Genomic DNA, 25,393 nt, shown 5'->3' with positions numbered 1-25,393 from the left:
TGAGAGCATAATTTATGCGCAATCGCGCCAATATGCCGCAGAGGAGACGCATCGATGCCCGGTTCCACCCCTTATCCGCTCGATCCCGTCGACCGCACCATTCTCATGCTCCTGCAGGCCGACGCCTCACTTTCCACAGCAGAAATCGCCACGCGAGCTGGCGCGTCGCAATCGTCGGTGTGGCGGCGCATCGAGAAGCTGGAGGCGGCGGGCATCATCCAGCGGCGCGTCGCCATCCTCGACCGCAAGAAACTCGGCCTCAACATGATGGTGTTCGCGCATGTGAAGCTTCAGGCGCACGGCCAGCGGACACTGCCCGCCTTCGAGGACGCGATCCGCCGCTTCCCCGAGGTCGTCGAGTGCCACACGCTTCTCGGCGAAACGGATTATCTGCTGCGCGTCATCACGCGCGATACGGAATCCTACGAGACTTTCTTCCGCAAGCATCTGAGCCAGGTCGCGTCCGTGCAGTTCACAAACTCGTCCATGGCCATATCGGAAGTGAAAAGCACGACCGAACTGCCGCTGTCTCTGCTTTGGTGACAGCGGCGTTTTTCGTCCGGAGGCGCGCGCTTACGGGAAGAGCTTGAGGTCGAAGGTGTGCGCGGACTGGCGCGTGGCGTCCTTCGTCTTGTATTTCACGCGGAAGGTGAGCGGGCCGTCGAAAGGCTTCTCCACCTTGCCGACCGTGGCCACGACCACGCCGCCGTCCACCTTGTCCTTGCACTTACCGCCGGGCGGCAGGATCTTGTCCGGGCGAACCGAGAGCGTCAATTCGGGCGCGCCCTGAAGCACCTCGATCTCGGGCGTCGCCGTGAGCAGCGACTTGCAGTCCTTCACGCCGTACAGCGGCATGATGTCGGAAGTTTCGTTGCTCTTGAGCGCGAGCGTCTTTTCGGCGGCGGAAGCGGCCAACGGGCTCGCGGCGAGGAACGCCACCGCGGCGGCGGCGATGGAAATTCTGAGCATGGTATTCCCTCTATGCTGTGATGGAGCGAAACTTAAGGAACGGCCCCGCGCGGTTCAACGCGCTGCGGCTTTCCGGGCGCCTTAATTCTTGTTTAGTCAGGCGTGTCCGCATGGCGTCGAAAACATGCCAGAATTACGGCAACGGATAGGTAAAAGCCGAGCACACACGTCAGAGGCGATTGTGGATGTGTGTTGCGGCGCGGGCAGCCTGCCCCATGCCGACCACGATCTGATTGAGCCCCTCCGTCACGTCTCCCGCCGCGTAAAGCCCCGGTACGGTGGTTTCCGCATGCGCGGCAACCTTGAGCGCGCCCGCCTCATTGACCGCGGCGCCGAGCGCCTTCGCCAGGCCCGAGCGGTAATCGCAGCCGATGGCGGAATAAACGATGTCGAACCGATGAACCGCGCCATCATACCCGAGCGCCTCGATGCCGTCGCCGACGCGAACGAGCGTGCGGATCGGTATCGGCACGAAATCGACGTCGTGCTCGGCGAGCGTGCTTTGTTCGGCGCGTTCCGGCACCAGCGGCTCGTCGAGCGAAAGCAGAGTGACCTCCGCGCTCCAGGTGCTCGCGATGAACTTCGCTTCCCCGAGCCCGCAGGCTCCGCGCCCGATCACCCCCACCCGCTTGCCCTTCGCCTCATAGCCGTCGCAGATCGGGCAATAGCGCACGAGACCGGAGAGAACCGCCGCATCGGCGTCGGCAAGCCTCGGCGGAATGTCCACCACGCCGCTCGCCAGCAGCACGAATCGCGCGCGAAGCGTCTCCTCGCCATCCCGGTGGCGAAAGCCGACCGCGAAACCGTCGCCCTTCATGGCGAGCGTCGTCGCCTCGCCGGACAGGATGCGCGCGCCGTATGTCTCGGCATGGTCTCGCGCGCGGCGCAACATCTCCACGCCGCCGACGCCTTGCGCGAAAAACGGCACGTTGTGGCTTTCCGGGATGAGGGCTGCGCGCGGTTCGCCCTTGTCGATAACGACGAAACGCCGCTCGAAGCGTGCGAGATAGAGCGCCGCCGTCAGCCCCGCCGGGCCGCCGCCAATCACGATGCAATCGAGTTCGTCGGCATTCTCCATAAACGGAGAAGCGCCGAAGCCCGCGCGTGTTCCCGCCGTATGTCAGTCAAGCGTCTGCTGGAGCCGCCCCGCCAGATCCTGCACGAACTGCCACGCCACGCGGCCCGAGCGCGAGCCTCGCGTCATCGCCCATTCGAGCGCCTGCGCCTTCAGATCCTCCGGTGCGATGGTCAGGCCGTGATGCGCGACATAGCCCTCGACCATCGCGAGATAATCGGCCTGCGAGCAGTTGTGGAAGCCGAGCCAAAGGCCGAATCGATCCGAGAGCGAAACCTTCTCTTCCACGGCCTCGCCCTGATGAATCGCGGTCGAGCGCTCGTTCTCCACCATCTCGCGCGCCATCAGGTGGCGGCGGTTCGACGTGGCATAGAACAGCACGTTCTGCGGGCGCCCCTCGACGCCGCCTTCGAGCACCGCCTTGAGCGACTTGTAAGCCGTATCGTCCGCGTCGAAGGACAGGTCGTCGCAGAACACGATGAAGCGATGCGGGCTTTCGCGCATGTGCGACAGGCAGCGCGGAAGGCTCTCGATGTCCTCGCGGTGGATTTCGACAAGCTTCAGCGCCGACGCGCCGTTGGCGGCAAGCTTCGCGGCCACCTCAGCATGCACCGCTTTCACGAGCGAGCTTTTGCCCATGCCGCGCGCCCCCCAGAGCAGCGCGTTGTTGGCGGGAAGCCCGCGCGCGAAGTTTTCCGTATTGTCGAGCAGCTTGTCGCGCACGCGGTCGACGCCCTTGAGAAGCGCGATCGGCGTGCGGTTCACGCGGCGAACCGCGAGGAAGCGGCTCCCCTCGGCCTGCCACACGAAGGCATCCGCGGCAGCAAAGGTTTCCTTGCCGCCTTCCGGCGGTGCAAGGCGCTCCATCGCCTCCGCGATGCGGATGAGAAGCGGTTCCAGGGGGTGCGGTGTCTGGGGCATGGTGTGAGGTCGCGGTTGTGGATGAAAAAAGCGCAAGGTCCGCGCGCCGATGTGGAAGAACGTGAAACTATGCGCTATTTAGCCACGGACGCAACGGCGCAGAAGTTGCCATATCAGGGCAAGCCATTATAAGAAAGCCACGACCTTCCGCGCGAAAAGGCTCGCGCCCATTCTTTCCGCACATCACGGAGTCCTCTCGATGATCTCTCCCGCATACGCCCAAGCGCCTGGCGCCGGAGCCGGCGACATTTTCGGCATGCTGTTCCCGCTCATCCTCGTCTTCGTCATCTTCTATCTGCTGGTGTTCCGTCCGCAGCAGAAGCGGATGAAAGAGCATCAGGCGATGCTGGATGCGGTGAAGCGCGGCGATACGGTCGTGACGGCGGGCGGCATCATCGGCAAGGTCGTGCGGATCGGCACCGATGGCGAACTGAAGGTCGAAATCGCCGACGGCGTGCAGGTGCGGGTGCTGAAGGCGACGATCACCGACGTTCGCGGCAAGGGCGAGCCGGTGAAGGGCGACACGTCGAAGGACAAGGAAGACGCGCCAGCCGAATCCGGGGCGAACGGCGACAAGACAGCCGCCTAAGCAGCCGGCCGAACACGCAGCGCATCAAGGGGAACAGGGTCGATGAGCGCATTCACGTTGCATTTTTCGCGCTGGGGCGCGGTGGCGACGATTCTCATATCCGTCGCGTCGGTCATCTTCGCGCTGCCGAACGTGATTCCGATCTCGACCTATGAAAGCCTGCCCTCCTGGGCACAGCTTCCCCGCATGCCGCTCGGCCTCGACCTTCGCGGCGGCACGCATCTTCTCTACCAGATCGACACCACGCAGTTGAAGAAGGACTGGCTGCAGTCCATCCAGACGGAATCGCGACGCGCGCTCAGCGAAGCGCGCATCGCGCATTCGGGCGTCGTCATCGCGGGCAATCAGGTGCGTGTGAACCTGCGCGACCCGGCAAATACCGACGCCGCGCTGACGAAACTCAAGACGCTGGCGCAGCCGCTTTCCTCTTCGCTCCTGACGGGGTCGGGCGGCGATTCCGGCACGGACCTCTCGGTTCAGTCGACGCAGCCGGGCGTCATCACGCTTGAGCCGACGCAGGCGGGCGTGCAGCGCCGCATCGAAAACGCAATTTCCCGCTCCATCGAAGTCATCCGCCGCCGCGTCGACCCGCAAGGTACGACCGAAGCGACCATTCAGGCGCAGGGCGGCGCAAGCGGCAAGGACCGTATCCTCATCCAGGTGCCGGGCCTCGCACCCGACGAGGTGAAGACCCGCGTCGGCACCACGGCGAAACTCACCTTCCAGCTTGTCGACACGTCGATCTCGCCGGAAGAGGCCAAGGACCATGGCGTGCCGCCGGATTCCCAGCTTCTGCCGGATCAGGAACGGCCCGGCCAGTTCGTGCTCGTCCACAAGGAAGTGATCGTTTCGGGCGACGACCTCGTGAACGCCTATGCGGGCTACGACAACCGCGCGGGCGGCGTCGGCGAGCGCGCGGTCGATTTCGAGTTCAACAGCCGTGGCGCTTCGGCTTTCGCGCGGGTGACGCGCGACAATATCGGTCGTCCCTTCGCCATCATCCTCGACGGCAAGGTGATCTCGGCACCGGTCATCCGCTCCGAGATTCCGGGCGGACGCGGCCAGATTACGGGCAATTTCGGCGTCGAGGAAACGAACCGTCTCGCGCTGCTGCTGCGCTCGGGAGCGCTTCCGGCCGCGCTTTCCATCATCGAGGAACGCTCTGTGGGCCCGAGCCTCGGCGCGGATTCCATCGACGCGGGGTCCATCGCCGCCGCCGTCGGCTTCGCGGCTGTCTCGCTGTTCATGATCTCGGCCTACGGACTGTTCGGCCTGTTCTCCGTGATCGCGCTTGCGGTCAATATCGCCATCATCATGGCCTGCCTTTCGCTCTTCCATGCAACGCTGACCATGCCGGGCATCGCAGGCATCGTGCTCACAATGGGGGTCGCGGTGGACGCGAACGTGCTCATATACGAGCGCATACGCGAGGAACTGCGAACCGGGCGAGGGATGATTTCGGCCATCGAGGCAGGCTTCGACCGCGCCTACGCAACCATCATCGACTCGCATCTGACCGCCCTTCTCGCCGCGCTGATCCTCTACGCGTTCGGGTCGGGCACGGTGAAAGGCTTCGCGGTCACGCTGTCCTTCGGCATCGTGAGTTCGCTGTTCACCGCAATCACGCTGACGCGCCTGATGGTGTCGACATGGCTGCGCCAGACGCGGCCTACCGTCCTTCACATCTAGGGTGTCCCTCAGGATACCCTGGCTTCTTATTTGTCGAGCAACGCCGCGCCGAAAAGCGGCTCGCTCTAGCGCCGAACGAGCCAAGCCATGCTGCTGAAACCGCTGTTCCGCCTCCCCCAGAAGACGAATTTCCATTTCGTCAAATACTTCCGGCTTTGCTTCGCGCTGTCGATCATCGGCATCGTCGGCACGGTCGTGCTGCTGTTCACCCACGGACTGAACTTCGGCATCGACTTCAAGGGCGGCACGCTGATGCAAGTGCAGACGCCGACTGCCGCCGAGGCCGCCAAGCTGCGCACGACGCTGACGCATCTCGGCGTCGGCGAAATCCAGATCCAGAATTTCGGCAAGGCCGACGAGCTCCTGATCCGCTTCCCCGAGCAGGAAGGCGGCCCGGAGGCGCAAAAGGTCGCCGCCGACAAGGTGCTGGCCGCACTGCCCGAAGGCACGAAGGAACTGCGCCGCGAACAGGTTGGCAGCACCGTATCGCAGGAACTCATCAACTCCGCGATCTGGGCGCTGGTGCTCACCAATCTCGGCATCTTCGCCTATGTCTGGTTCCGGTTCGAATGGCAGTTCGCACTCGGCGCAGTCATAGCTCTGGTGCATGACGTCATGCTCACAATCGGGCTATGGTCGCTGTTCGAACTCGACTTCGACCTCACCATCGTGGCGGCGCTTCTCACCATCCTCGGCTATTCGATCAACGATACCGTCGTCATTTACGACCGTATCCGCGAGAACCTGCGCCGCTACAAGAAGATGCCGCTGCGGCAGTTGCTCGACCTGTCGGTGAACGAGACGATGTCGCGCACGATCATGACCGTGGCGACAGTGCTCATGGCGCTGATCCCGCTTTATATCTTTGGCGGCGAGGTTATCCGCGGCTTCACCTTCGCCATGATCTTCGGCACGCTGATCGGCACCTATTCATCCGTTTACATCGCAGCGCCGTTCCTCATCCTCATCGGCGTCAAGCGCGACTGGAGCGGCGTGGAGAAGGCATCTGCGAAGCCAGGCGCCCCCGCCGCGAAGCCGGCCAGGCCGGCAGCCGCTCCTGCCGAAGATCGGCCAGCCGTTGAGTCGAGCGACGCCGCCGCCTTCGAATCGACGGATGCGCCCGAAGTCGAAACGCCGGCTCCCGCGCGCGTCGCTTCAAAGCCATCCGGTTACCGTCCACCCGCCGGTCGCAAAGCCGGGCGCGGCAAGCGCCGCTGACGGGAGCGCGGCCAATGAGCGGTTCCCTGACACGCCTTGGCCCGCGCGCACCCGTCTCCTTGACGCCGGGTGGCGCGCTGCAATTCGCGGGTAAGATCCGCGATACGGCGTTCCTCATCTCGGCCGCCGAAGTCTTCGCGTGGGCCGCAGCGACCGAAGACACGCGGGAAACCGACATTCTCGGCTTTCTCGATACGCGCGAAACGCCCGGCGATTTCCTGCTCTACGGCACCGGCGCAAACTTGCGTTTTGTCTCGCCCGCCTTCGCGCGGCAGATCGAAAAACGCGGCCTCGGCCTCGAAACGATGGACACCGCCGCTGCCTGCCGCACCTACAACGTGCTCATCGCCGAGCGCCGCCGCTTTACCGCCGCGCTGCTTCCGGTCTCGCGAGGCTGACCGCATGTCGCCCGCCGCCGACACGCGCGACGACGGGCGAAGCGCGGCGGATCTCGTCCGCTCGCGCGACCGCGACCGCTATTGGGCCGCTATGTTCGCGCCCGAAGCCGCCCGCCCGGCTCTTTTCGCGCTCCATGCCTTCGACTCCGAACTGAATCACGTCCTTGCGGTCGCGCGCGAACCTCTGGCGGGACAGATCCGCCTTAAATGGTGGCACGATGCGATCGAAAGCGGCGAGGCGAACGAAAAGACCGGCAATCCTCTCGCCGACGCGCTGAACGCCGCGATCATGGCGCATGATCTCCCGCGCGAGCGCCTCCTTGCGATGGTGGACGAGCACGTGCCCGAGCTTTTTGGCGACAGCCCCGCCGACAATGCGGAATTTGCGGCGCTTATCGACGATTCGCAGGGCGCGCTGTTCGAACTCGCCTCCGCAGCGCTCGGCGACCGCAGCGAAGCCGCGAAAGGCGCTGCCCGCGAAGCCGGACTCGCGTTGGGCATCGTCGAAACGCTTCGCGGCCTCCCCGACTCCGTCGCGCGCGGACGCCTCCCTCTGCCGCTTGCGCTTCTCGAAGAGAAGGGCGTCGATTTCGAGGCCATGGGACGCGGCGAGGACAGCGGCGCGCTTCAGGCCGCGCTTGCAGAGTTGCGAGACGAGGCGGCAGCAGCGCTTCAGCGTTTCCGAGACATGCAGGCGAACATCGCGCCGGACGCTCGCGCGGCCTTTCTTCCCCTGACGCTTGTCGCCCCCTATCTTCAGGTGATGGCGGCGCCGGACTTTCAACCCTTGCGCGACAGGGTCGCGCTCAACCCGCTCGGCCGGCTCTGGCGCATCTGGCGCGCGGCGCGCCGCAACAAACTCTGACGGACGAACGATGACCGCATCTGACAAAAAGACCCTCAAACGCTTCTACAAGGCCGCCACCGTAGCCGAACAGGACAACGGCTCGTTCCAGATCCATCTCGACGGGCGCGCCGTAAAGACCCCGGCCGGTCGCCCGCTCGCTGTCCCCACGCGCGCGCTTGCCGAAGCCATCGCCGAAGAATGGAACGGGCAAGGCGAAACCATCGCGCCGCACAGGCTTTTCTACACGCGGCTTGCCAACAGCGCCGCTGATGCCGTCGCGCCGCGCGAAGGCGAGGTTGTCGGAGACATCGTGTCCTTCGCGGCAAGCGACCTTCTCTGCTATCGCGCGCCGTTTCCAGTCGAACTCGCCGCGCGGCAGGCGGAGACTTGGGACCCGGTGCTCGCCTTCATCCGCGACACCTACGACGCGACTTTCGAGGTGACCACGGGCGTCGGCCATATTGCGCAGCCGCCTGCCTCGATCGACGCTATTCGTAACGCCCTGACCGCCTTCGGGCCGTTCCGGCTCGCCGCGCTTCACATGATGACGACGCTGACCGGTTCCGCACTTCTGTCGCTCGCCCATGTGGACGGATTCCTCGATACGGGCGCAACCTGGGCTGCGGCGCATATCGACGACGCGTGGCAGGCCGCGCAATGGGGCGAGGATTACGAAGCCGCCGAGCGCCTCAAGCACCGTTTCGACGATTTCAGAAACGCGTCGCGTTTCTTCGCGCTCGCCTGAACACGGCCGGTCCGCGCCAGCTGAGCGTGCCGCCAGGATGGCACCAACTCGCTCGCAATGGTTTGTCCCAGTAGCCCCCGCCCGCACGGGCGGCGCCCTATCGCGACGCGATTCGGCGGAGACTGGACGAGGCATCAAACAGCGTGGCTACTGGAACAATGAGCGCGGCGGATAACGTGTCGGCCAGCCCGGCCGCCGATCTCGACACGACCGTGCCTGCGGGCGGGTTGTCGCCGGAGGGCCTCGAAGTTCTCCTGCGCGAAATCGGCGCGCGCCGTTATCACGATCTGCATCCGTTTCACAAACTGCTGCATGGCGGCAAGCTCTCAAGGCAGCAGGTGCGGGCGTGGGCGCTGAACCGCTATTATTATCAGGCCACGATCCCGCGCAAGGATGCGGCGCTGATGTCGAAGATGGTCGACCGCGCCATGCGCCTCGAATGGCGGCGGCGCTATTTCGATCATGACGGCATCGGCGACGACGAGGGCGGCATCGCGCGCTGGTTACGCCTGACCGACGCGCTCGGCCTTCCGCGCGATTATGTCGTCTCCGCGCGCGGAATACTTCCGGGCACGCGCTTCGCCTGCGACGCCTATCTCGATTTCGTGCGCCAAACAACGCTCCTCGAAGGCATTGCCTCCTCGCTGACCGAGCTTTTCGCGCCTGGCATCCATTCGGAACGCATCTCCGGCATGCTCGCGAATTACGATTTCATCGACGAGGCGATGATGGGCTATTTCACGCGCCGTCTCGATCAGGCCCCGCGCGACGTCGAGTTCGCGCTCAACTATGTGAAGGAACGCGCGCGCACGGCGGAGGCGCAGCAGGCGGTCGTGGATGCGCTTCTGTTCAAGACGCAAGTGCTTTGGGCGCAACTCGATGCGCTTCATCTCGCCTATGTCGAGCCGGGGCTCGTCGCGCCCGGAGCTTTCCAGCCATGACGCGCCCTACGAAGGAGCCGCGCCTATCATCGCGCACGCGCGCAGTCGCGACGGCGGACAGCGCACCCCGAATGCCGCGTCATGTGCGCTTGCAGTTCGATCCGGTGCGGGGCCGCTACGCCGTGCTCGCGCCGGAGCGGGTTTACTGGCCGGACGGCATCGCCGTCGAAACCCTGAAGCTCTGTGATGGCGAACGGACGATTGCCGCCATGTCGGCGACACTCGCCGCCGAATATGCCGCGCCGGTCGAAACCATCGAAACCGATGTGATGGAGTTCATACAGGAATGGATGGATTTACGCCTGTTGACGCTGTGACAGCCAACCAAGCCCCACGCGCGGAGCCGCCGCTCGGCCTTCTCGCGGAATTGACGCATCGCTGCCCTCTTCAATGCCCGTATTGCTCGAATCCGCTGAAGCTTCTGAAAGCGGCGGAAGAACTCGACACGGCCGAATGGCTTTCGGCGTTCGCGCAGGCGGCGGATCTCGGTGTGCTTCAGGTGCATCTTTCTGGTGGAGAGCCGATGCTACGGACGGATCTGGAAGATTTCGTGGCGGCGCTCAGCGCGCGCGGCATCTATACAAATCTCATCACTTCGGGCGTAATGCTGACGCGCGAACGCCTGGGGCGGCTCGCCGATTGCGGCCTCGATCATGTACAACTCAGTTTTCAGGCGCTCGACGCCGCAACCTCCGACCGCATCGGCAACTACAAAGGGAGCCTCGCGGAGAAGCTTGTGGCTGCGCGATGGGTGCGGGAAGCGGGCCTTCCGCTCACGCTCAACGCGCCGACGCACCGCCATAACATCGGGCAAGCCGCGCGCCTGATCGAGCTTGCGCTCGAACTGGACGCGGACCGCCTCGAAATCGCGCATGTGCAATATTACGGCTGGGCGGAGAAGAACCGCGCGGCTCTGATGCCCGACTACGACGCCGTTCTCGAAGAAGCCGCTATCGTCGGCAGCGCGCGCGAGCGCCTCAGGGGCGTCCTCAACATCGACTACGTTACGCCGGACACCTACGCGCAATTTCCGAAACCCTGCATGGGCGGCTGGGCACGTGACGTGATCACGATCACGCCGGGCGGAAAGGCTCTTCCATGCCACGCCGCCGAGAGCCTTCCCCTGCACTTCTACAACGTAAGGGAAAAGTCACTCGATGAAGTCTGGTATGACGGCGCGGCGTTCAACCGCTTTCGCGGCGACGAGTGGATGAAGGAACCCTGCCGCGCCTGCCCGCGCAGGGATGTCGATTTCGGGGGGTGCCGTTGTCAGGCTTTCGCGTTGACAGGCGATGTGGAGGCCACCGACCCGGCCTGCAGCCTCTCGCCTCATCACGGCCTGATGGCAGGACTTGCCGAGGCGAGCAACGCCGCGCCGCCACCGTTCCTGTATCGTCGGATCGGAAAAGGCCACGGCGCCGTGCGATGAACTGGACGAACGACTTCGCTTGCAACGAGCCCGTTTCAGGCGAACCGACCCAAGGGAGCCGCTACATTCTCAATTGTCCTCGAGAGCGAGGTGCCGCAGGCAGGTCTGGGCCAAACTATCCACCGCTCCATTCCAACCCGCATCCGTGTCCTCGCGAATGTCGACGCTCTTGCTTGCGAGAAGCTTGCCGGTTTCGACATCGCGAACGAAAATCGCCATGGCGCGCGTGACATCCTGTACTTTCTGCACCGATCCGGTGATGGAAATCGCGGCATCGACCTTTCGCGCGAGCGCGCCGTCGCATCCGTTGCAGGCGCTCAAATTGAAGGCACGCGCGGATGGCTCCACCGCGCTCAAATCGGCCATCTCGTACTTGCCGGTGCGGACGAGAGCGTCGCGAAAACGGGCTGCCGCTGCCTTGAGCCTCTCTACCTCTTCGGGACGGCTGCCAAGGCTCGCGGTATCGGAATTCGCATCGACCATTTCGAAATCGAAGACAGCAACGCGTTCCGCCGCCGAAACACCGCCGGCGGTGAGACAAAGGGACAAGGCAAGAGCCGAAGCGAACACACGCATAAGGAGAGTATGACCGCCCTGCTTGGGCTCGGCAACGGCGCACCGCATCGAGATCATCCTATAGTTAGCGGTTGAGACCGGTCCCGAATGGATCGTTGCAAAATCGCCACTGGAAGCACAGTGCCCCACCCCGTGACTCCGCCAGCCCTGCCATCCTCAGCATATCACGACCGAAGGAGCGCTCTCGCCCTTCATCGATGCGTCGTGGCGCGGCATGACGAAATTTGTTCGCCCGCGCCGACACGCGCCTCTTCAAGACCGGGGATGGGCGGAAGATGCCTTCGCTGTCGAAGCCGTCCAGAACGATTTCGGGCGCCGTCCCCGGCTCAAAGGCGACGGCGGCGCGCGCCTTCAGTCCCATCATGCCTTCGCTTTTGCGATTCCCGCGTGGTGAGGCACAGTTTACGTCGTCGCGCGCCCTTTCAACGGAGGCGCCCGCGCGATTCGGCAGCTCTCGCGACGGATTGACGTTCGCTTGCGCCGAGCCGGAAAGCCTTGACCGGAAATCTGCGATGCCTGCGGCTTGCGCGCGTCCCGATCACCCTTCGGCTTGCGGAATATCCGCCCTTGGCCGGCTCTCGACAAGCGGCTCGCCCGTAATGATATAGGCCGCGATTTCCGCGATGTTCGTGCAATGATCGCCGATCCTCTCGATGTTCTTCGCGCAGAACAGGAGGTGCGCGGAGAAAGTGATCGTGCGCGGGTCTTCCATCATGTAGGTGAGCAGTTCGCGGAAGAGCGCGTTATACTGGCGATCGATCTCTTCATCGCGGTTCCACACGAGAAGCGCCTGATCGAGATTGCGCTGCGAATAGGCGTCGAGCACCGTCTTGAGCTGCAGAAGAGCGAGATCGCCGATAGCGGTGAGGCTCCTCGTCATCGGCGAAAGCCACGCCTTTTCATCGAACTGCGCGAGGCGCTTCGCCGTGCTTTTCGAGAGATCGCCGATGCGTTCGAGATCGCTTGCAATGCGGAGCGCGCCGAGCACCACGCGAAGGTCCACCGCAACGGGCTGGCGTCTCGCGATGAGCTGGACCGTCATCTCCTCGACCTCGCGCTGCACCGCGTCGATCACCTGATCGCCCGCGATCACCTTGATCGCCTTCTCCGGGTCGGCTTCCGTGACGGCTGAAAGCACAAGCCGCAATTGCTGCTCCGCAAGGCCCCCCATTCGGGCGATGGCGTTTTCGAGAGCCTTGAGCTCCTGATCGTAAGCGGTGACGGTGTGGGCAGTCATTTCCCTATTCCTTCTTGAAGGGCGGCTCGGCTGCGAAAATGCATTGGATATTCGGACCAGGAACGGGAAGAGCGCCATGCGCCTGTACCCCCTTTTTGGATGAAGCCGAGTCCGCTTGTCACTATCGCCTTTCTTTAAGACAGAAACGTAACACCAATTTAACGCAACCGGTCAGCGCGTGCGACGGTTCAGCACTTCCATGAGTTCCGCAACCTTTCTGCGCTGTTCCTCGGCGTTACCGCTCTGGATGGCGTGCTCGACACAATGGCTCACATGGTTTTCAAGAATTTCGCTTTCGACCTTGCGAAGTGCTGCCTGTACCGCTGCGATCTGGGTAATGATGTCGATGCAATAGCGATCCTCGGCGACCATCCGCGCGATGCCGCGCACCTGCCCCTCGATCCGTGCCAGCCGTCCCAGCCTCTTGTCCTTGCCGTCCTGCATCGGGCATTCATACCACCATGGGGTATCGCTGACAACGAGCCCCCTCGGCGCTCCAGAAGCGCGCCACAGGCCGGTTTTCGATATGCGCGCACCCGCCAGACGCAAAAGCGTGACGCAAATCTTGTGCTCGCGCGCGAAAATTGCGACAACGCATCCAATCAGCGGACAAAATTCGAGACGAACACAAAGGCTACCCATGGCAGGGCATTCGCAATTCAAGAACATCATGTATCGCAAGGGCGCTCAGGACGCGAAGCGCTCGAAGATGTTTTCCAAGTTCGCGCGCGAAATCACAGCCGCCGCGAAGGTCGGCCTTCCCGACCCCGCCATGAACCCGCGCCTTCGCACCGCCATTCTCGCGGCCCGTGCGCAGAACATGCCGAAAGACAATATCGAACGCGCGATCAAGAAGAGCCAGGAAGCAGGCGGCGCGGACTATGTGGAGGTGCGCTATGAAGGCTTCGCGCCCGGCGGCGTCGGCATCATCGTGGAAGCGCTGACCGACAACCGCAACCGCACGGCGGGCGAGGTGCGCTCGCTGTTCACCAAGTACGGCGGAAACCTCGGCGAAACGGGCGCGGTGTCGTTCAGTTTCGACCGCGTCGGCGAGATCGAATATCCGATTTCCGCCGGCAGCGCCGAGGAGATGCTGGAAGCCGCCATCGAGGCGGGCGCGGACGATTGCGAGACCGACGCGGAAGCGCACTGGCTGACGACCTCCATCGACGCGTTCAGCGAAGTTCAGGCCGCGCTTGAAAAGAAGTTCGGTCCGGCAAAATCGGCATCCATCGGCTGGCGGCCGCAAAACACCGTCGAGGTGGACGAGGAAAAGGGCGAGAAGCTTCTGAAACTCATCGATTCGCTCGAAGACTCCGACGACGTGCAGAAGGTCTACGCGAACTTCGAGATGAGCGACAAGGTCATGGAAAAGCTCAGCGCTTGATTGCGGAGTGCATCCGCCGCGTTCCCGCGCAAAAGCCGGGAGCGCGCGCTCGCCTCTTCAAACAAGCCGCGAAACGCCCTGCACCGTTTCGCTTACGACCCCGCGAAGACGAACTCGTCCACCTTCTTGCAGTCCTCCGGCGTGAGCACCACCACGGCGGGAATTTCGATGCGCTTGAAAACGGCCTCGATCTTCGACGCGCCCCAGCCGTTGTTGTTCGTGGTCTTGTCGAAGATCGGCTTCACATCTTTCACGATGCAGGTTCCGCGCGTATAGCTCGCGGTAAGGCCCATCGCGCGTCTGGCGGAGCCGTGAAGCCCCGGAATCGTGCCTTCGAGCCAACCGGTCGTCGAAAGGGCGTAGGTCTTCGGATCGGTCTCGGTCGCGAAAAAGCTTTCGACCTCGAACTCGCAGGAGAAGGCGCGGCAGTATATGCCGGTCTTTATGTCCTCTATCTTTTCCTTGAATATTGTCTTGACGAAAGACCTGATTTCTCGCGGCTCACCGCCAAGCGCAGGAGCGGCTATGCCGAGCGTCATCGCAAGAGCAAGAGAGAACAAACGAAGCGCGGGCATCGGGAAAACCGGCTCAAGTTGCATAAAAAGCATTCCCCCCACCGTCTTCTGCTTCTAAAGAACTGCTCGCCTGGCGCAAGGGTTATCTGCGCCGTATCGCCGCAAAAAGATGGAAAATCGGCTCCGACTGCGCTACGACACGCTCAAATTATCACAAGGGCAAACGAATGCGCATCGACTCCATCCCGATCGGCAACAACCCGCCTTTCGACATCAACGTGCTCGTCGAGGTTCCCATCGGTGGCGAACCGATCAAGTACGAACTCGACAAGCCATCGGGAACGCTTTTCGTGGACCGGATGCTCTATACAGCGATGCATTATCCGGGCAATTACGGCTTTGTGCCGCATACGCTGTCCGAGGACGGCGATCCGCTGGACGTGCTCATCGCGAACAACCGTCCCATCGTGCCGGGTGCGATCTGCAACTGCCGCCCCATCGGCGTTCTCTACATGCGCGACGAAGCAGGCGGCGACGAAAAGATCATCGCCGTCCCCTCGGACAAGATTTCGCCGACCTATCGCGGCATCAGGGACTATACCGACCTGCCGGACATGCTTCGCAATCGCATCGCCCATTTCTACGAACACTACAAGGATCTCGAACTCGGCAAGTGGGTGAAGATCGACCGTTGGGGCGGCGAGGCGGAAGCGCGCGACCTTATTCTGAAGGCGATCGAGGACGGCCGGAAAAAGGTCTGATCCCCCGGACGCTGACGGCTGTATTCGGGGGGTGCTGGTACAATTGCCGCGCCCCCGTCAAAATTCCGACATCTGATCTTGTACGGATCGGTGTCGGGTTACACCTGATCTTCCATGGGGGCGGCCTTGCCGGCGTAAGGCGAGGCTTTCCGGTTCTGCCGGATTTTGCCTTCGCCTGTGCATCGAACCGCCAAGGGCGATGCGGACACGAAATTCCGGCGCCGCGGCGGCTGCGAAAGCGGAGCACGACGCGGTTAGCTTTCACGCAATAGTCTCAAGGAAGGGATAGCCATGTCATTCGAAGACGATCGGCGGCGTCGCGCAAGCACGAACCCCGAGGAATGGTTCAGCATTCTTCTCGCTCTGTTCGCCACGATAGGTGGCGCATTTTTCATCGGTTCCTATCCGGACTACACGCCGGGCGAGACCGGCGGCGTGGCCTGGGCCGTACCCGTCTGGATCGGGTTTTTCTACCTCATCATCCAGATGATGTTCCTGCTCTTCTCCGCGAGCCAGATCCGGGCGCTTGGCGTGCTCGATTCGGTGCTCGCCATCGCGCCCGTCGTAGCAGGCGTGGTGATCCTCGTGCAGACCATCATCAGCCCTACCTTCAAGGAGCAGATTTCAGCCTATCAGCTCAATTCGCTGGCCGTTCTGATCGTGGCGGGCGCTTCGGAATTCCTGCTGACGATCTGGATCCGGTTCGTGCTCAACCGCCGTACCGTGTCCTTCGGCGGCGGCGGCGACATGTAAGCGAAAGCTCTCTTTCCGATCTGGAGGGCGCGTGCCGCAGGGCCGCGCCCTTTTCTTTTTTGCCGGCGGGCGCTCGACTTTTTGCCGGTTTCCCGCGCCGACACGGTCCTCTTTCCGCAAAACTCCGCACAGCCGTCGGTCTTTTCTCGCCGATCAGGGCAGCTGGAACCGCGACCGATCTATGACTCGTAATCCCATCGGCCTTATGATATGCGCCGAAACAAAACAGGCGAGGTACAGGCCATGCGCTTGGCAATCATGGGCGCTGCCGGACGAATGGGGCGCGCGCTGATCCGCACCGTTCACGAAACACCGAATTGCGATGTGGCGGGCGCCGTCGAACGCGCGGGTTCGCCCTTCATCGGCAAGGACGCGGGCGAGGTCGCGGGCGTCGGCCCGCTCGGTATCGAGATCACGAGCGACGCGCTTGCGCTCTTCACCCATGTCGACGGCGTGCTCGACTTCACAGCGCCCGCCGCGAGCGTCGAAACCGCTGGTCTCGCTGCGCAGGCGCGCATCGTCCACGTCATCGGCACGACGGGCTTTTCTCCCGACGACGAGGCAAAGATCGAAGCCGCCGCGCGCCACGCCACGATCATCAAGTCCGGCAATATGAGCCTCGGCGTCAATCTGCTCGCCGCGCTGGTGGAGAAAGCCGCCGCGGCGCTCGACGAGCGGTTCGACATCGAAATCGTCGAGATGCACCACAAGCACAAGGTTGATGCGCCATCCGGCACGGCTCTGCTTCTTGGCGAAGCGGCCGCCGATGGCCGTCACATCCAGCTTGGCGATCACAAGATTACCGCGCGCGAAGGCCACACCGGCGAGCGCCCGCTCGGGGCGATCGGCTTCGCGGCGCTTCGCGGCGGCTCGGTCGTAGGCGACCACAGCGTGATTTTCGCGGGCACCGGCGAGCGCATCGAGCTGTCGCACCGCGCCGAGGACCGACAGATTTTCGCGCGGGGCGCGGTTGCCGCCGCGCTCTGGGGCCAGGGCAAGGGCCCCGGTCTTTTCTCGATGCGCAACGTGTTGGGGCTTTGACGCCACTTTTTTCGCGAAACTCGAAGGATACCGCAATGAACAACGTGCTCGTGCTCGTTCGCCACGGCGAGAGCGAATGGAACAAGCTCAACCTCTTTACCGGCTGGCGTGACCCCGACTTGACCGAAAAGGGCGTCGAAGAGGCGCGCAAGGCTGGCGAACTTCTGAAAAAGGACGGCTATACCTTTGACATCGCCTTCACGAGCGCACTCACGCGCGCGCAGCACACGCTGTCGCTCATCCTCGACGAACTCGGCCAGCGCAATCTTCCCATCGTCGAGAATCAGGCTCTGAACGAGCGCGACTATGGCGACCTCTCCGGCCTCAACAAGGACGACGCCCGCGCAAGATGGGGCGAAGAGCAGGTGCATATCTGGCGGCGTTCGTACGACGTGCCGCCTCCGGGAGGCGAAAGCCTGAAGGACACCGCCGCGCGCGTGCTCCCCTATTATGAGGCGGAAATCCTGCCGCAGGTGAAGGCGGGCAGGAACGTGATCGTTGCGGCGCACGGCAATTCGCTGCGCGCATTGATCATGAAACTGGACGGGCTTTCGACCGAAGAAATCCTGAAGCTCAACCTCGCCACCGGCGAGCCTTATGTTTATCGCCTGAACCCGGACGGCTCGGCCGCGTCGAAGATTACGCTCACCGTATAGTATTCCTTCTTCCGCAATCCGAATCGGGCTGCCCCTGATTCGGATTGCGGCTGCACCACGCCTCGAAGCCCCGGATAAGGCCCGGCGACAGGCGTTTTGCGGCCGGAACAAGGCGCGCGCGGGTGCGGCGTCGCTCAAGAATGCCTCACCTGCGCCTTGAGAACGACAAAGCTCTTGCGCCAACGCTCGCGATGAGGCAGCAAAGACACGGGCAGCGGAAAATTCCGGCTTTGCTTTCCGATCCATCAAGCCGCCGCCGGACTTTGACTGAAGCATCGAAACTCACCGGCCCGACATGGAAAAGCCCTGTGTTGCGGGAAGCCGAAAGGCTAAGGCCAGGCTGAAGCCCGCTACGAAAGAGAAACGGACGGGCGACACCTCCTCCCTTCTTTCGGCGGAGGAGATCGGTAAGCTTTTCTCCCGGTTCGCGGCCGCCATGCCGGCCCCGCGCACCGAACTCGACCACGTGAACCCGTTCACGCTCCTCGTCGCGGTGGTGCTTTCGGCGCAGGCCACCGACGCGGGTGTCAACAAGGCGACCGGGGCGCTGTTCCGACAAGCGGACACGCCCGAAAAGATGGTGGCGCTCGGGGAGGAGAAGGTCCGCGACGCCATCAGGACCATCGGGCTTTTCAACACGAAGGCCAAAAACGTCGTAGCGCTTTCAAAGGCGCTCGTCGAAAACCACGGCGGCGTCGTGCCGCAAGACCGCGACGCGCTGGAAAGCCTGCCGGGCGTCGGGCGCAAGTCGGCGAATGTCGTGCTGAACGTCGCCTTCGGCGAGCCGACCATCGCCGTCGACACACACATCTTCCGCGTCGCGAACCGCACCGGGCTCGCGCCGGGGAAAACGCCGCTCGCGGTGGAACTGGGCCTCGAACGCGTCGTTCCCGCCCGTTTCGCGCTGAACGCGCATCACTGGCTCATCTTGCATGGGCGCTACGTCTGCAAGGCGCGAAAGCCGGAATGCTGGCGATGTATCATCGTCGATTTGTGCCGGTTCGCACCGAAAACCTTGGTGGAGCCGATTTGACATTTGAGTCCCGGCTGCCGGAGTTCTCGATCGGGAATCAAATTGGAAGCTCCAAATCAGGAAGTTGGTAGTGGTCTTGTGATTGCGACATTTGCTCGCGAGGCTGCCGAATACGGATGCAAATGTCGGGAATTCGACCGCTTGTGCCCCGCGACATGCGGCGGCGCCAGTGTCAACTGAAACGGAATACGAAAAACCATGACGAAATCGCTTCACGTGCTCGGGATCGGCCATGCGCTGGTCGATATCATCGCTTCCTGCGAGGATAGCCTCCTCGAAGAGTTTTCGCTGGTGAAAGGCACGATGCGGCTCACTTCGCCGGAAGAGGCGACGGCGCTTTACAGCCGCATGGGACCGGCGGTCGAGGCGAGCGGCGGCTCGGCGGCGAATACCTGCGCGGGGATCGCGTCGCTCGGCGGCAAGGCGGGCTTTGCCGGCAAGGTCGGGCACGACCAGTTCGCCGACGCTTTCGCGCACGACATCAAGGCGACCGGCGTCAGTTTCTTCGGTGCGAAAGACGGCAGCGGCACGCCCACCGGGCGCTGCCTGATCCTCGTCACGCCCGATGGCGAGCGCACCATGAACACCAATCTCGGCGCGGCGGCGGAATATTCCGAGGCCAATCTCGACGCGGACGCCATCGCATCGGCGGGGATCGTCTATCTCGAAGGCTATCTGTTCGATCCGGTACCGGCGCGGCAGGCATTTTTCGCCGCGGGCGAGATCGCGCGAAAGGCCGGCACGAAACTCGCCTTCACGCTGTCCGATCCGTTCTGCGTGGACCGTCACCGCGAAGGCTTCCGCAAGTTCATCCGCGAAAGCGTGGATATCGTCTTCGCGAACGAGAAGGAGTTGCTGGCGCTTTATCCGGGCGCGTCGTTCGACGAGGCCTGCGCGGCGATCCGCTCGGAATGCGCGCTTGCCGCAATCACACGCAGCGAAAAGGGGTCGGTGATCCTTGAGGGCGAAACCACCGTCGCCGTGCCTGCGGTGAAGATCGAAAAGCTTGTGGATGCAACCGGCGCGGGCGACCTTTACGCGGCGGGCTTCCTGTTCGGTCTCTCGACCGGCCGCGACCTCGAAACCTGCGCGAAGATCGGCAGCCTGTGCGCCTCGGAGGTGATCACGCAGGTCGGGCCGCGTCCCCAGCGCCCGCTGGCGGGCCTTGCGCAATCGCACGGCCTCCTCTGATCCCCTCGGCGGCTATTTTTCAGGCGAAGCGATCCTTCGCCTGAAGACCCTCCAAAGTCTTGCGGCAAATCGGATACGGCACGACGCTGGAAGTCTGGTTGTCGATCCGCTTCCATGCATGCAATCCGGTTTGATGCTGGCCGATCAGGCGAAGAAGCTGGCGAGCCGCCGGACGAGACCCGGTTCCGAAGCCGCGTGCGCCGATGAAGCTATCGCGCCCTTCGAGCGGACGATCTCGTGGACGACGCGGAGTTTCTCGACGACGGCGGGCGAAATCACGAATGGATAAAGGTCGTCGATGCCCATGCTGCGGTTGATCGAGTTCACCGCGAAGGTCACGGGAAGCCACGCATCGATGATCGTCTCGAAATCCTTGCGCGTATATGGGTCGAAGCTGACGCTGGCCGCGAGATTGTCGTCCTGTCCGGCACGCGGGCGCACATGAAGGCCGAACGCGTAGGCCGTTTCCAGCGTGTCGACCATGTGGAGATAATGCGCGAAGGTCTCGGCCCAATCCTCGTGCGGGTGCGCGCTCGCATAGGCCGTGATGTGATTGTCGCGCCAGTTCTGGGGCGCGCCGTTCGCGTAGTGGTTCTTCAGCGCCTCGCCGTAATCCGCCGTCTCGTCGCCAAAGGTGGCTAGGAACAGCGCATAACCCGGCCGGCCCTTCACCAGCCGCTCGAAATAGTAATGCGCGATCTCGTGACGGAAATGACCGAGCAACGTGCGATAGGGCTCGTGCATGTTCTCGCGGATCTTTTCGCGGATCGCGTCTTCCGCTTCGATGACGTTCAGCGTGATTTCACCGTTGTCGTGGCCGGTGAGGATCTCGCCCTGCCCTTCCTCTCCCGGCGGAGGCGCGAGAAAATCGAAGGCGATGCCGGTTTCCGGCGCTTCGCTCTTGCTTTCAACGGGCAAGCCCAGCCTCAAGAGGCTGTAGACGAGACGATGCTTGGCCACCTCGATGCGCTGCCAGCGCCGCAGGTTCTCGGGCAGATCGGGAATGGTGCGATTCAGAAGGCAGGCGCGGCAAAGCTCGCCCGGCTGCTCGACGAGCCAATTGCAGGTGCCATGTTCGTAGTTGGCGCAATAGGACACGGTACGGGACTTGTCTGCAAGCGGCACGAAGCTGCCGTCTCCGGTTGGCTTCAGCGCCGTCATTTGCGCTACATCGGGAAGAAAGCCTAGAGCATAGCCGCACCGTTCGCACACCGTATTCTCGAAATAGATAAGTTGTCCGCAATGCTGGCATTCGAAAAGCTTCATCGTTTCTCTCCCGGGTGGGGAACGCCTCGGATGAACACGGAACCCGCGCTTTCGATCCCGCGTGGTTGTGGCGCCGCGCGACGTTTACTCTGATCAAAAGCCGATGGACGACTTTCGCGCAATTAAGGTAAGGTTCCAGCTCAATCGAAATCTACGGGTTTCAAAAGATGCGGGCTTCCTCTCCGGCGGAACCGACCACTGATCGCGACAAGTCGAACGCGGACACTCCCCTCAAGGGCGTGCGCGTTTTTTTCGTGGAAGACGAGGTGCTTGTGGCCATGCTCATGGAGGATTTCCTGGAGGAGCTGGGCTGTGTCGTCGCCGCTTCCGCGCACAGGGTCGGCGCCGCCCTGAAGAAAATCGATCAGGTCAGCTTCGATGTGGCGGTGCTCGACATCAATGTCGCGGGCGAAACGGTAACACCCGTCGCCGAAGAACTTGAGCGGCGGAATATTCCCTTCATCTTCGCGAGCGGCTACTGCGGGAACGCGCTCGACGACCGTTTCGACGGTCGCCCGCTTCTCATCAAGCCTTTCGGTCAGGCCGATCTCGCAAGCGCTCTGCTCAAGGCTCTTGCGAAGCACGCGGCATGAGAGAAGACGGCTTTCGCGCGCGCTTCGGTCAGGCCAGCGCCGCAGATGCGCCTTCTGCGCTTTCGATGCGTCGAGAAGGTGCCGAGCCCACCTTTTCCCGACGGTGGGCCAGAATGCATCCGCGCATCTCCGCCAGCACCTCGCTCGCCGGGATGATGTAATCGCCCTTCCCGCCGAAAGCCGCCGCGTAACGCGTGCGGATGCGGCTGTACGGCGCCGGCGACCTCACCTGCCCCATCTGCCCGGGAAAGAATTCCAGGAGGACATCGGCTGTGGGCAGAGGCTCGGTGCAAAGGTTCACTATCGGAACGCCAAGACCGAGCGCCCGCTCGATGTCGCGGCGGAGGCGGCGAACGGGGTACCATTGGTGAATGGCGACGCGGTTGAGCCCCGACGCGTCGCGACCGATGAGAGCGCCCGCCGTGCCGTGTGTGATTGACGGCCCGAAGACATCCGGCAGCCTCAGCACAACGCCGCGCGGAGCGCTTTCCGACACGGCGTGTTCCAGCCGACCGAGCCCCGTGCGGGCCGCGCGAGGATCGAGATAACCCTCATCCAGCGGAAGACCTCGCATCGAATAGACGTCGAACGATGACAGCAGAACGATCCGTTTCGCTGTTTCCGCCCCGGCCTTTACGAAAGGCAAAAGAACGTTCTGACACGTATGATCGTCCGCTCCCGCAGCGACAATAACCACTTCGTCGCAAGGAGGCAGAGCCCCTCCCCCGTGAGACGAGACGCGCCATGTGGAATATGATCCAGAGGAAGAGAGAACGTCTCCGATCGCTTTTCCGGGATCGACGACCAAACGTATCATTATTGCCGCGCAACCTTCATAATTACTCTAATCCAAGCCGATAACGGCGAATATTTTGTCGTAGCGCCCAATGGACGACTGCCAGATCGCCGAAGGATGTTAGAATATATATTCCATTACTGAGAGCAAGTAAATTTAAACGCGGCCACCGCAAATTCGTTTCGCCGAACCGGCACACAATTCGAGTGTTCAAGGATACAATGGCTGAAAACGGGGGGGAGCGGGAATGCGCGTGCATGCCGTGATAAACAGCCGGGCCGGGCAAGCGCTTGGAGTTTCAGGCGAAGATCTTGCCAGCAAGGCGAGAGCGGCTTTCGAGGCGGCTGGGCATACGATCACGTCGGACCTGGTAGAGCCCGCAATGCTGAGTGCGGCACTCGATCGCGCCGCAGCCGAAAAACCCGATGTGCTTCTGGCGGGGGGCGGCGACGGTACCGTCACCAGTGCGGCACGCCGCCTGCTCGGCAGCAAGACCGCCCTTGCCATCCTGCCGCTTGGGACCGTGAACCGCCTCGCGCGCGACCTCGGCATTCCGCTGGCCCCCGACGCCGCGCTTGGTGCGCTCGCGTCGGGCGAGTTCCGCAAGATCGACGTCGCCGAGGTGAACGGCGAAGCGTTCCTCTGCAATTCGCTTCTGGGATTGCCGCCGAAAATCAGCGCCGGGCGACAGGCCCTTCGCGGGCGCCCCCTTGGCGAGAGGATACGCGGCTATTTCGCGCTTTTGAAAACGGTGATTGCCTCGCGCGGCCATCTCGACATCGCCATCGATGGCGCGGAGACGGAGCGCAAGCGCGTGCGGGTGTTTTCGCTCGCGGTTTCAAACAATCTCTATGATGAAAAGCCGGGTCTCGTGTTTTCCCGCAAGGGCCTCTCGGACGGGAAGCTCGGCGTCTATATCGCAAAGCCGCATAGCGGGCTGGGCCTGATTTGGGTGCTGGCCCGCGCGTCGCTCGGGTTGTGGCGGGGCGACGACAGGCTGGAACGGCTCAGCGCCTCCGAGGTGACCATCATGACGCGGCGAAAAAAGACGCTGCGCCTGTCGAACGATGGGGAAGTCGTGAGGATGCGGACGCCGCTCAAATACCGTGTGCGCCCCGCGGCGCTCACCGTGCTGGTGCCGGTTTCGGAAGACGCGCGATGAAGATCGCCCTTTGCGCGGACCTTCATTTCGGCAGTGTGCCGATGGGCCTCGAAGAGGCCCTGCGCGACGCGATGCAGGCGGAGGGTCCCGACGTCATCGTGGTCGCGGGCGACCTGACGCTGCGCGCGCGGCGGCGCGAATTCGAGGCTGCGAAGAACTGGCTCGGTGCGCTTGGCACGCCCGCGCTCGTGCTTCCGGGCAACCACGACCTGCCCTATTTCAACCTGTTTCAGAGGTTCGCCGATCCCTTTCATCGCTTCCATCAGGCAACGGGCACACCGCATCTGATGCCGGTGTTCGAAGGCGGCGGCGGCGCGGTTCTGGGGTTCAACACGGCGCGGTCCTGGCAGCCGCATCTGCGCTGGCAGGAAGGCGTGGCGAGACGGCGCGATATCGACGCGGCGGAAGCGGAGTTCGCACGCATGTCCCCGGACATGTTCAAGGCCGTCGCCGCGCATCACCCGATGATGCGCGTGCCGGGCGAGCCACGTGCGCGGCCCGTCCGCCGCGCGGACGAAGCGCTGCGGGCATTTGCGCGATCCGGTGTCGAGCTTGTCATGTCGGGCCACACGCATCGGAGCTTCGCCATCGAGGTGCAGAGCGCCTGGGGCAAGCTGGTTGCGCTCGGCGCCCCGACCGCGCTTTCCGCGCGCTTGCGGGGCGAGGCGAACGGCTTCTGGATCGTCGAGGCGGATGCGGCGGCTATCGTCAGCACGCTCTGGCTGAGAGAGGGCACGGCAGCGCGGGCGGATCGCTTTTCGCCCTCGGCGGCGAAATCCTTTGCTCGCGGTTGATCTCCCGGAACGGGCAGCGTCCACTCGTGTTTGACCTGACGAGAAAGCATTTTCAGGGAGAAAACCATGCTAGGCTGGGCCTTGACCTTCCTTGTGATTGCGATTGTTGCCGGCATTTTCGGCTTTGGCGGTATCGCCGCCGCATCCGCCGGTATTGCGCAGATCATATTCTACGTCTTTCTCGTGCTTCTTGTCGTTTCTCTGATCGGCTATCTGCTGAAAGGGCGAGGCAACATATGACCGTTGCACGATGAAGAAAAAGGAGCCGCAAGAGGCTCCTTTTTTATTTCGCAAGCCCTGCTTCTTTATTTCGCGGGCTCCGCTTCGCTGCGTTGACCCACGCATGCGGCCCCGGCGAGGCGGCAATTCCAAAAAAGGAGGCACCGTTTTGCGCGGGGGAAGCGAAAAGCCGCCTATGGATTGTCTTCCGGGGTGCCGGTGCCGGCCGAGTCCTCCGCCATCTCCTCGTTATACTTCTCAAGATCGCGCCGGATCTTCTCCTCGTCGGGCTTTTCGCGGTCGCGCCTGTCCCACGCCTTCTGGCCCACCTTCGCGTCGGCGTCGTCGGGCGAAATCGCGTCGTCATCCTCCGGCGAATAGGAGCCGATACCTGTCTTCGTCTTGTTCATTGTCTTCCTTCCGACTGGGCGGCCCAGCGATGAACCTCGAAGTCTTGCTTGGACGCCTTGTTGGGATCGGCACGGACGCCCTGCGCGCCTCGGTTCCTGTTCTTCGGCATTCTGCGCTCCCAATGGGATTTAACGAAGCCCGGCTGACGGTGTTCCCGCCGCCTCGAAGCCCTGCGTTGCGC

At 63.1% G+C, this 25,393-nt stretch carries 31 protein-coding genes; 21 read left to right on the top strand and 10 right to left on the bottom strand.

Going from position 1 to position 25,393, the window contains the following annotated elements:
* Positions 1-54: 54 nt before the first annotated feature.
* The gene (locus EK416_RS01685) at positions 55-543 is read left to right on the top strand and encodes an Lrp/AsnC family transcriptional regulator (protein ID WP_127075675.1); all 489 of its coding nucleotides are present in this window, start codon (positions 55-57) and stop codon (positions 541-543) included.
* 30 nt (positions 544-573) lie between these two features.
* On the opposite strand, the gene EK416_RS01680 is transcribed toward EK416_RS01685, so the two are convergent.
* From EK416_RS01680 to EK416_RS01670, 3 genes are all read right to left on the bottom strand, one after another.
* Positions 574-969, bottom strand: coding sequence for a hypothetical protein (locus EK416_RS01680; protein ID WP_127075673.1), 396 nt, complete (start codon positions 967-969; stop codon positions 574-576).
* Between the two features lie 169 nt (positions 970-1,138).
* A complete protein-coding gene (locus EK416_RS01675; RefSeq protein ID WP_127075670.1) occupies positions 1,139-2,047 on the bottom strand; it encodes an NAD(P)/FAD-dependent oxidoreductase in 909 nt (302 codons plus the stop codon).
* A gap of 42 nt (positions 2,048-2,089) precedes the next feature.
* Positions 2,090-2,965 carry an ATP-binding protein gene (locus EK416_RS01670; RefSeq protein ID WP_127075668.1) on the bottom strand — a complete coding sequence of 292 codons (876 nt, stop codon included), beginning with the start codon at positions 2,963-2,965 and terminating at the stop codon, positions 2,090-2,092.
* A gap of 199 nt (positions 2,966-3,164) precedes the next feature.
* Between EK416_RS01670 and yajC the strand changes: the two genes are divergently transcribed.
* The 9 genes from yajC (at position 3,165) to pqqE (ending at position 10,821) form a co-directional block, all read left to right on the top strand.
* Positions 3,165-3,554 (top strand): preprotein translocase subunit YajC, encoded by a 390-nt coding sequence (yajC, locus tag EK416_RS01665; RefSeq protein WP_127075666.1) that lies wholly within the window; start codon positions 3,165-3,167, stop codon positions 3,552-3,554.
* Between the two features lie 42 nt (positions 3,555-3,596).
* Positions 3,597-5,243 carry a protein translocase subunit SecD gene (secD, locus tag EK416_RS01660; RefSeq protein WP_127075664.1) on the top strand — a complete coding sequence of 549 codons (1,647 nt, stop codon included), beginning with the start codon at positions 3,597-3,599 and terminating at the stop codon, positions 5,241-5,243.
* 87 nt (positions 5,244-5,330) lie between these two features.
* Positions 5,331-6,461, top strand: coding sequence for a protein translocase subunit SecF (gene secF / locus EK416_RS01655; protein WP_127075662.1), 1,131 nt, complete (start codon positions 5,331-5,333; stop codon positions 6,459-6,461).
* Between the two features lie 14 nt (positions 6,462-6,475).
* Complete coding sequence (locus EK416_RS01650; protein ID WP_127075660.1) at positions 6,476-6,859, top strand: Mth938-like domain-containing protein; 384 nt, start codon at positions 6,476-6,478, stop codon at positions 6,857-6,859.
* Positions 6,860-6,863: 4 nt separating this feature from the next.
* Complete coding sequence (locus EK416_RS01645) at positions 6,864-7,724, top strand: phytoene/squalene synthase family protein (RefSeq protein ID WP_127075658.1); 861 nt, start codon at positions 6,864-6,866, stop codon at positions 7,722-7,724.
* A gap of 10 nt (positions 7,725-7,734) precedes the next feature.
* Positions 7,735-8,451, top strand: a complete 717-nt coding sequence (locus EK416_RS01640) for an ATP12 family chaperone protein (RefSeq protein WP_127075656.1) — start codon at positions 7,735-7,737, stop codon at positions 8,449-8,451.
* Positions 8,452-8,609: 158 nt separating this feature from the next.
* On the top strand, positions 8,610-9,392 hold the full coding sequence (gene pqqC / locus EK416_RS01635; RefSeq protein ID WP_127076327.1) for a pyrroloquinoline-quinone synthase PqqC: 783 nt from the start codon (positions 8,610-8,612) through the stop codon (positions 9,390-9,392).
* A complete protein-coding gene (pqqD, locus tag EK416_RS01630) occupies positions 9,389-9,709 on the top strand; it encodes a pyrroloquinoline quinone biosynthesis peptide chaperone PqqD (RefSeq protein ID WP_127075654.1) in 321 nt (106 codons plus the stop codon). The genes pqqC and pqqD overlap by 4 nt, the downstream gene beginning before the upstream one ends.
* Positions 9,679-10,821, top strand: a complete 1,143-nt coding sequence (gene pqqE / locus EK416_RS01625) for a pyrroloquinoline quinone biosynthesis protein PqqE (RefSeq protein ID WP_127075652.1) — start codon at positions 9,679-9,681, stop codon at positions 10,819-10,821. Before pqqD ends, pqqE begins: the two co-directional genes overlap by 31 nt.
* A gap of 69 nt (positions 10,822-10,890) precedes the next feature.
* Here pqqE and EK416_RS01620 read toward each other — a convergent pair whose 3' ends face one another.
* The 3 genes from EK416_RS01620 to EK416_RS01610 form a co-directional block, all read right to left on the bottom strand.
* Entirely contained in the window at positions 10,891-11,445 is a 555-nt protein-coding gene (locus tag EK416_RS01620; protein WP_164729809.1) for a DUF3280 domain-containing protein, read from the bottom strand.
* Between the two features lie 490 nt (positions 11,446-11,935).
* Positions 11,936-12,634, bottom strand: coding sequence for a phosphate signaling complex protein PhoU (gene phoU / locus EK416_RS01615; RefSeq protein ID WP_127075648.1), 699 nt, complete (start codon positions 12,632-12,634; stop codon positions 11,936-11,938).
* 171 nt (positions 12,635-12,805) lie between these two features.
* The gene (locus EK416_RS01610; RefSeq protein ID WP_127076326.1) at positions 12,806-13,078 is read right to left on the bottom strand and encodes a metal-sensitive transcriptional regulator; all 273 of its coding nucleotides are present in this window, start codon (positions 13,076-13,078) and stop codon (positions 12,806-12,808) included.
* Positions 13,079-13,274: 196 nt separating this feature from the next.
* Between EK416_RS01610 and EK416_RS01605 the strand changes: the two genes are divergently transcribed.
* The gene (locus tag EK416_RS01605; protein ID WP_127075646.1) at positions 13,275-14,021 is read left to right on the top strand and encodes a YebC/PmpR family DNA-binding transcriptional regulator; all 747 of its coding nucleotides are present in this window, start codon (positions 13,275-13,277) and stop codon (positions 14,019-14,021) included.
* 92 nt (positions 14,022-14,113) lie between these two features.
* On the opposite strand, the gene EK416_RS01600 is transcribed toward EK416_RS01605, so the two are convergent.
* Positions 14,114-14,629: a hypothetical protein gene (locus EK416_RS01600; RefSeq protein ID WP_127075644.1), complete on the bottom strand. Its 516-nt coding sequence runs from the start codon at positions 14,627-14,629 to the stop codon at positions 14,114-14,116.
* A 134-nt stretch (positions 14,630-14,763) separates the two neighbouring features.
* On the opposite strand from EK416_RS01600, the gene ppa reads away from it, so the two are divergent.
* The 6 genes from ppa (at position 14,764) to EK416_RS01570 (ending at position 19,971) form a co-directional block, all read left to right on the top strand.
* Positions 14,764-15,297 carry an inorganic diphosphatase gene (gene ppa / locus EK416_RS01595; protein ID WP_127075642.1) on the top strand — a complete coding sequence of 178 codons (534 nt, stop codon included), beginning with the start codon at positions 14,764-14,766 and terminating at the stop codon, positions 15,295-15,297.
* A 291-nt stretch (positions 15,298-15,588) separates the two neighbouring features.
* Positions 15,589-16,050, top strand: coding sequence for a hypothetical protein (locus tag EK416_RS01590; protein ID WP_127075640.1), 462 nt, complete (start codon positions 15,589-15,591; stop codon positions 16,048-16,050).
* Between the two features lie 243 nt (positions 16,051-16,293).
* Entirely contained in the window at positions 16,294-17,091 is a 798-nt protein-coding gene (gene dapB / locus EK416_RS01585) for a 4-hydroxy-tetrahydrodipicolinate reductase (RefSeq protein WP_127075638.1), read from the top strand.
* Between the two features lie 35 nt (positions 17,092-17,126).
* Entirely contained in the window at positions 17,127-17,747 is a 621-nt protein-coding gene (locus EK416_RS01580) for a 2,3-bisphosphoglycerate-dependent phosphoglycerate mutase (RefSeq protein ID WP_127075636.1), read from the top strand.
* Positions 17,748-18,042: 295 nt separating this feature from the next.
* Positions 18,043-18,780 (top strand): endonuclease III, encoded by a 738-nt coding sequence (gene nth / locus EK416_RS01575; protein WP_127075634.1) that lies wholly within the window; start codon positions 18,043-18,045, stop codon positions 18,778-18,780.
* Between the two features lie 198 nt (positions 18,781-18,978).
* Positions 18,979-19,971 (top strand): adenosine kinase, encoded by a 993-nt coding sequence (locus tag EK416_RS01570; protein ID WP_127075632.1) that lies wholly within the window; start codon positions 18,979-18,981, stop codon positions 19,969-19,971.
* A 144-nt stretch (positions 19,972-20,115) separates the two neighbouring features.
* Here EK416_RS01570 and EK416_RS01565 read toward each other — a convergent pair whose 3' ends face one another.
* Entirely contained in the window at positions 20,116-21,237 is a 1,122-nt protein-coding gene (locus EK416_RS01565; protein WP_127075630.1) for a zinc-binding metallopeptidase family protein, read from the bottom strand.
* 167 nt (positions 21,238-21,404) lie between these two features.
* On the opposite strand from EK416_RS01565, the gene EK416_RS01560 reads away from it, so the two are divergent.
* Complete coding sequence (locus EK416_RS01560; RefSeq protein WP_127075628.1) at positions 21,405-21,830, top strand: response regulator; 426 nt, start codon at positions 21,405-21,407, stop codon at positions 21,828-21,830.
* 28 nt (positions 21,831-21,858) lie between these two features.
* Here EK416_RS01560 and EK416_RS01555 read toward each other — a convergent pair whose 3' ends face one another.
* Positions 21,859-22,476, bottom strand: a complete 618-nt coding sequence (locus tag EK416_RS01555; RefSeq protein ID WP_127075626.1) for a hypothetical protein — start codon at positions 22,474-22,476, stop codon at positions 21,859-21,861.
* 397 nt (positions 22,477-22,873) lie between these two features.
* Between EK416_RS01555 and EK416_RS01550 the strand changes: the two genes are divergently transcribed.
* From EK416_RS01550 to EK416_RS01540, 3 genes are all read left to right on the top strand, one after another.
* Positions 22,874-23,788 (top strand): diacylglycerol/lipid kinase family protein, encoded by a 915-nt coding sequence (locus tag EK416_RS01550; RefSeq protein ID WP_127075624.1) that lies wholly within the window; start codon positions 22,874-22,876, stop codon positions 23,786-23,788.
* Positions 23,785-24,582, top strand: a complete 798-nt coding sequence (locus EK416_RS01545; RefSeq protein ID WP_127075622.1) for a metallophosphoesterase family protein — start codon at positions 23,785-23,787, stop codon at positions 24,580-24,582. Before EK416_RS01550 ends, EK416_RS01545 begins: the two co-directional genes overlap by 4 nt.
* Before the next feature lie 66 nt (positions 24,583-24,648).
* Entirely contained in the window at positions 24,649-24,822 is a 174-nt protein-coding gene (locus tag EK416_RS01540; protein WP_127075620.1) for a DUF1328 family protein, read from the top strand.
* Between the two features lie 173 nt (positions 24,823-24,995).
* On the opposite strand, the gene EK416_RS01535 is transcribed toward EK416_RS01540, so the two are convergent.
* On the bottom strand, positions 24,996-25,211 hold the full coding sequence (locus EK416_RS01535; protein ID WP_127075618.1) for a hypothetical protein: 216 nt from the start codon (positions 25,209-25,211) through the stop codon (positions 24,996-24,998).
* Positions 25,212-25,393 lie beyond the last annotated feature (182 nt).

The sequence above is a fragment of the Rhodomicrobium lacus genome (assembly GCF_003992725.1).
Classification (GTDB): domain Bacteria; phylum Pseudomonadota; class Alphaproteobacteria; order Rhizobiales; family Rhodomicrobiaceae; genus Rhodomicrobium; species Rhodomicrobium lacus.
Note: the sequence above shows the minus strand (reverse complement) of the source record. Positions and strands in the feature narration are given on the sequence as shown.